Here is a 4,755-nt window from a genome sequence, read left to right as displayed (position 1 = left end):
GGTCGCCCAGATCCTGAGCAATTTTCAGGTTTTGAGCAGGCACCTCCACCGCAGACTGTGCAACTTTCTGTACCGGTTCAGCAGCAATCTTAGGAACAGACGCGGAAGCAGCTTCACGCGGAGCCGCTAGCGGTGCAGGTTCAGGCTTTTTTCCCGGCGGGGTCTCCGGCGCACCCGATGGCAGATCCTGATGACCGCCCGCATATTCATCCGCAGGAATATCAGCGTCTTCCCATGGTGGAATATCTTCCATGGTGTGCACAGGAGGCGCAGGTGCCATGTCCGGAGCTCTATTTGGCACGACAGGAGCCGGGATTTGAGGCGACTGCGCTTGCTGCACAGACTGTGGTTGCAACTGTGGATTTGGCTCCGACCGCTGCATGGATTCAGGCTGAGACGGAGCTTCTTGCACTGGCGACGGCTCAGGCTTTGTCACAACGGCTGGGGCAGTAGGAGCCGCTGTCGGTGAAGGCTGCTGTGCAGACATCACGGGAGCAGCAGGCTGAACCGATTCTGCAGGCAAAGCCTCCGACGTAGCAGAACCAAGCTTAACCGGCGGCCCAGAAGGAGCAGCGCCTGCCGGTCGGAAAGCCAGCATGCGCAACAGCACCATTTCAAGCCCTTCCCGGGCATCCGGTACAAACGGCAGGTCTTTACGCCCCATCAATGCAATCTGATAAAACAGCTGCAGATCTTCAGCGCGTAAACGCCCCGCCAGTGCCTGCACCTGTTCCTTGTCACCCATGCTGTTATCAACAGCACTTGGCAAGGCCTGGCCCACCGCAATACGGTGTAACAGACTGATCAAATCACCCAGTACGGTATTGTAATCCGGTGAAAACTGCGCAAGATCTCGCACCGCGTCCAACAAACCTTGTGCGTCCTGTTCTACCAGGCATTCCAGCATTCGGTAGACCAAACGCTGGTCGATGGTACCGAGCATCGCGCGGGCATCGGCTTCATTGATCTCACCGGCACCAAATGCGATAGCCTGATCAGTCAGACTCATCGCATCGCGCATAGAACCATCAGCAGAACGGGCCAGCAGCCAAAGCGCTGGTTCTTCGTAAGGTACCGCCTCTTCACCCAAGACAAACTTCAGGTGATCCACGATCCGTTCAGGAATCATGTTTTTGAGGTTAAATTGCAGACAGCGGGACAAGATAGTCACCGGTAACTTCTGCGGATCAGTGGTGGCTAGCAGGAACTTAACGTGTGGAGGCGGCTCTTCCAGCGTTTTCAACAACGCATTGAAGGAGTGCGTGGAGAGCATGTGTACCTCATCGATGAGATACACTTTATAGCGACCATGCGTCGGTGCGTACTGAACGTTTTCCAGCAACTCTCGGGTGTCTTCAACCTTGGTACGAGACGCCGCATCGACTTCGATCAGATCGACAAAACGACCTTCGGCAATTTCCCGACACGCGGAGCACTCGCCGCATGGGGATGAAGATACACCGGTTTCACAGTTCAGCGATTTCGCAAACAGACGGGCAATGGAGGTTTTACCCACCCCCCGGGTACCGGTAAACAGGTACGCATGGTGCAGCCGATCATCATCCAGCGCATTCACCAGCGCCTTGAGGACATGTTCCTGTCCAACCATCTCCTGAAAGCGTTTTGGACGCCATTTACGGGCTAGTACCTGATAACTCATCGGCTCACATCACGGGGGATTAAATAATCGAAAATCAGCGGCTTATGCTACCGTTTAGACCCGGCTTACGCCAGCGTTGTGCATCTAAACCAGCGTTAAACCAGGCTCCTGCAATGCAGCAAACTGTTCGCGCAACTCCAGGATATGCTCACTCCAGTAACGCACGGTGTTAAACCACGTAAAACTATGCGGAAACGCAGGATCTTCCCAACGCCGGGCCAGCCATGCGGAATAGTGCAACATCCGCAGCGTACGCATCACTTCCACCAGCTGCAGTTCTTTCAGCTGAAAGTCGTTAAATTCGTTATAACCTTCGATAATTTCTGATATCTGGGCCAGCTGTTCCGAGCGTCCACCCGACAACAACATCCAGATATCCTGAATAGCAGGCGCCATACGCGAATCATCAAAGTCTACAAAATGCGGCGCATCATCACGCCAAAGCATATTGCCGCCATGACAATCACCATGTACGCGAATCTGACGGACATCACCCACTCGCGCCACGATCTCTTCGATCAGTTGCAAGATATCGCGAGTGAGGCTGTCATAGGATAGTTTCAACTCTGCTGGGATAAAGTGCTCACTGATAAACGCCACACTGTCGTGACCGTAACTTTGCACATCAACTTCAGGACGGTGTTCAAACGGTTTAACCGCACCGACTAAGTGCATACGCCCTAACAAACGTCCGAGGATAAACAGGTTATCGGGGTTATCCAGCTCTGGCGCATGCCCACCTTTACGCGGATAAAGCGCAAAACGGAAATCCCCGGAATGAAACAAACTGACACCGTCTTTGACCATTGGGGCTACAACAGGCAGCTCTTTCTCGACCAGCTCAAAGCAGAGTTCATGCTCTTCCAGTATCTGCTCATCGGTCCAACGACCCGGCCGGTAGAACTTGGCAATCAGTGGTTCTGAACCCTCAATCCCCACCTGATACACACGGTTTTCATAACTGTTCAGCGGGAAACTGCGGCCATCACTCCAGTACCCATGACTTTCCACCGCATCCAAAATAAAACTGGGGGTCAGGGTCTCAAACGGATGGGGGTTCTTCGACATAATTCCTATATCTCTGTAAGCAACTGAAAAACAAAGACAAATTATCGGCCTTCTAAGAATCTGTCCACAAACTGTCCATACTCACCGGATTAAGCTCTTTGGCATCAGCCAAGTGAGACGGTGATAGGTGGGCGTAAATCATCGTTGTCTTGATGTTGGCGTGCCCGAGTATTCGTTGCAATGTTACCAGATTCCCACCATTCATGATGAAATGTGCGGCGAATGAGTGCCTCAGGATATGCGTACTTTGATGCTTGGCTTTCTTCAATCCAAAATCATCTAGCAAGCCGGTGAACTGTGTGTGAAGGGTTTTCTCTGTCCTCCTCCGTTGCCAACAATTCAGCAACTTTTCCAATTCTGGTTGAATCGGTATTTCTCGTATCTTACGGGACTTCGTATTCTTAAACCTGATCCGCTGATCTCTAACATCGTTCGGCTCAATGTTCACCGCTTCAGACCATCGTGCACCCGTTGATAGGCATACCAACGCACACATATACACATCATGATTTCTGGGTTTCAAATAGTCTAAGAGCGTTGATATTTCACCTGCGGTCAAGAAGTCCCGTTCCTTCTCTTGTGTTTTCAGCGGCTCAACATGCCTAAGTGGGTTTTCGTACTCGATAAGCTCCAGCTTAGCCAGCCTGTTGAACATAGATTTGGTATAGGTCAGGTAGGTATTCATGCTCGTTGCGCTGGTGCCTGCTTGTAGCTTGGCCGAACGAAACTTAATGAAGTCAGTACTTTTAATAAGTCGAGCTTGTTTGTTCTGGGTAAAAGTTGCGAACTCTTTTAGCGGCCATATCCGTCTTACACCACTTTTGATGTGTTGGCCGTGGTGTTCATTCCATAGCTCAACAAGCACCATAAGCGAACGCATATCTTTTGCAGCAGGTTCCCAGGGCGAGTCTTTAGCCTTATTAATTTCGTAGGCTTTGAAGCGAGTTGCTTCAGCTTTGGTCTTGAACGTCTTTCGAATGCGGGGGCCGTTGGCACCGTGGGGGCGGATATCAACTAACCATTTATTGTCTGCGGTTTTCTTCGGCATAGGACCATCCCTGCTACCAGTACAAAGCGATACTACTTCGCCATTGTCCTGATAATTCGTTTTACAGCAGCCCGATCGTCGGGCGCTAGTCGATGTATGCCGTTGATAATCTGCTTTTCATCGTGGGTACACTCAGCTTCACCAAGTAACCACCAATCCAAACTGATGTTAAACAGGGTAGCGATTTTGACGTACGTTGCAATGTGCTCAGGGTTGCTCGTGCCCTGCTCCCATTTTTCATAAGTGCGCGGGGATACAGATAGAGCATCAGCAGCTTCCTTTTGGCTGTAGTAAGCGGCTAAACGTCCCTGCTTAAGTCGCTGGCATTGTTCGGGAGTCACTATAAGGAAACGTGTAAAGAGTTCATCCAACTACCCAACTAACGGGTAGTACATCCGTTGAGAATACCCTGTTGCTGGGTGGTTACTGGAAGTTTGGCCGATGTGGGGATAAAAAGTTCGCCTCTTACCCTCACCAACAAAAAGGATTTTGTATGAACATGGTCGTTTCTATCCCTGCCGACATCGCCCGTATGCGAGAAGCTGACAAGATAGTCAGGCGCTGGTGTGCAATTCAGAAGCTGACGGATCCTGTAGAACGGGTTAATCAGTTCACAGAGTTGAGATGCGTATTACTCGAATTTATGGCGTGTTATGGCTTCTGAAGCCTTACGATGAGATTTATCGATAACAAGCATTCCGTTAAACGTTCAGTTATTACAGAATCAAATCTTCTGTTTTTTCGATCCCAGCAAAGCACTTGTTTTTTTCGCTGAGACCAGAATATAAAGATAGCCCTTCTAAAATTGGAGGGCTGTTTGAAAATTAGTTGCAACCACCAAATAAACGTTTATAGGTGTTACCTGATAATTCACAGACACCTTGACCTGGAATCAATTTAAGTCTCTGGGAAAAATTATTATTAGTTACATGAGTGTCCACATTATTTGCGACCGTGGTATTTCGACCAGCTGTGGAAT

5 protein-coding genes are annotated in these 4,755 nt (G+C 50.0%); 1 reads left to right on the top strand and 4 read right to left on the bottom strand.

What is annotated here, in order from left to right; all coding sequences use genetic code 11:
• The 4 genes from dnaX to ABYW01_RS14415 all read right to left on the bottom strand — a co-directional run.
• Positions 1–1,660 (bottom strand): DNA polymerase III subunit gamma/tau (dnaX, locus tag ABYW01_RS14430; protein WP_372833899.1); only part of this gene is annotated, 1,660 nt, incomplete at its 3' end.
• Between the two features lie 84 nt (positions 1,661–1,744).
• Complete coding sequence (locus tag ABYW01_RS14425) at positions 1,745–2,728, bottom strand: serine/threonine protein kinase (RefSeq protein WP_372833896.1); 984 nt, start codon at positions 2,726–2,728, stop codon at positions 1,745–1,747.
• A gap of 52 nt (positions 2,729–2,780) precedes the next feature.
• Complete coding sequence (locus tag ABYW01_RS14420) at positions 2,781–3,776, bottom strand: tyrosine-type recombinase/integrase (protein ID WP_372833894.1); 996 nt, start codon at positions 3,774–3,776, stop codon at positions 2,781–2,783.
• A 32-nt stretch (positions 3,777–3,808) separates the two neighbouring features.
• A complete protein-coding gene (locus ABYW01_RS14415) occupies positions 3,809–4,147 on the bottom strand; it encodes a helix-turn-helix domain-containing protein (RefSeq protein WP_372833891.1) in 339 nt (112 codons plus the stop codon).
• Positions 4,148–4,269: 122 nt separating this feature from the next.
• Between ABYW01_RS14415 and ABYW01_RS14410 the strand changes: the two genes are divergently transcribed.
• A complete protein-coding gene (locus tag ABYW01_RS14410; RefSeq protein ID WP_372833889.1) occupies positions 4,270–4,440 on the top strand; it encodes a hypothetical protein in 171 nt (56 codons plus the stop codon).
• Positions 4,441–4,755: the final 315 nt, after the last annotated feature.

Origin of the sequence: Pontibacterium sp. (assembly GCF_041587635.1) — a bacterium.
Taxonomy (GTDB): Bacteria; Pseudomonadota; Gammaproteobacteria; order Pseudomonadales; family Balneatricaceae; genus Pontibacterium.
Note: the sequence above shows the minus strand (reverse complement) of the source record. Positions and strands in the feature narration are given on the sequence as shown.

Coding starts and splice junctions, on each gene's coding strand:
- ABYW01_RS14425 (WP_372833896.1), bottom strand. CDS start 2,728: ATGTCGAAGAACCCCCATCCGTTTGAGACCCTGACCCCCAGTTTTATT.
- ABYW01_RS14410 (WP_372833889.1), top strand. CDS start 4,270: ATGAACATGGTCGTTTCTATCCCTGCCGACATCGCCCGTATGCGAGAA.
- ABYW01_RS14420 (WP_372833894.1), bottom strand. CDS start 3,776: ATGCCGAAGAAAACCGCAGACAATAAATGGTTAGTTGATATCCGCCCC.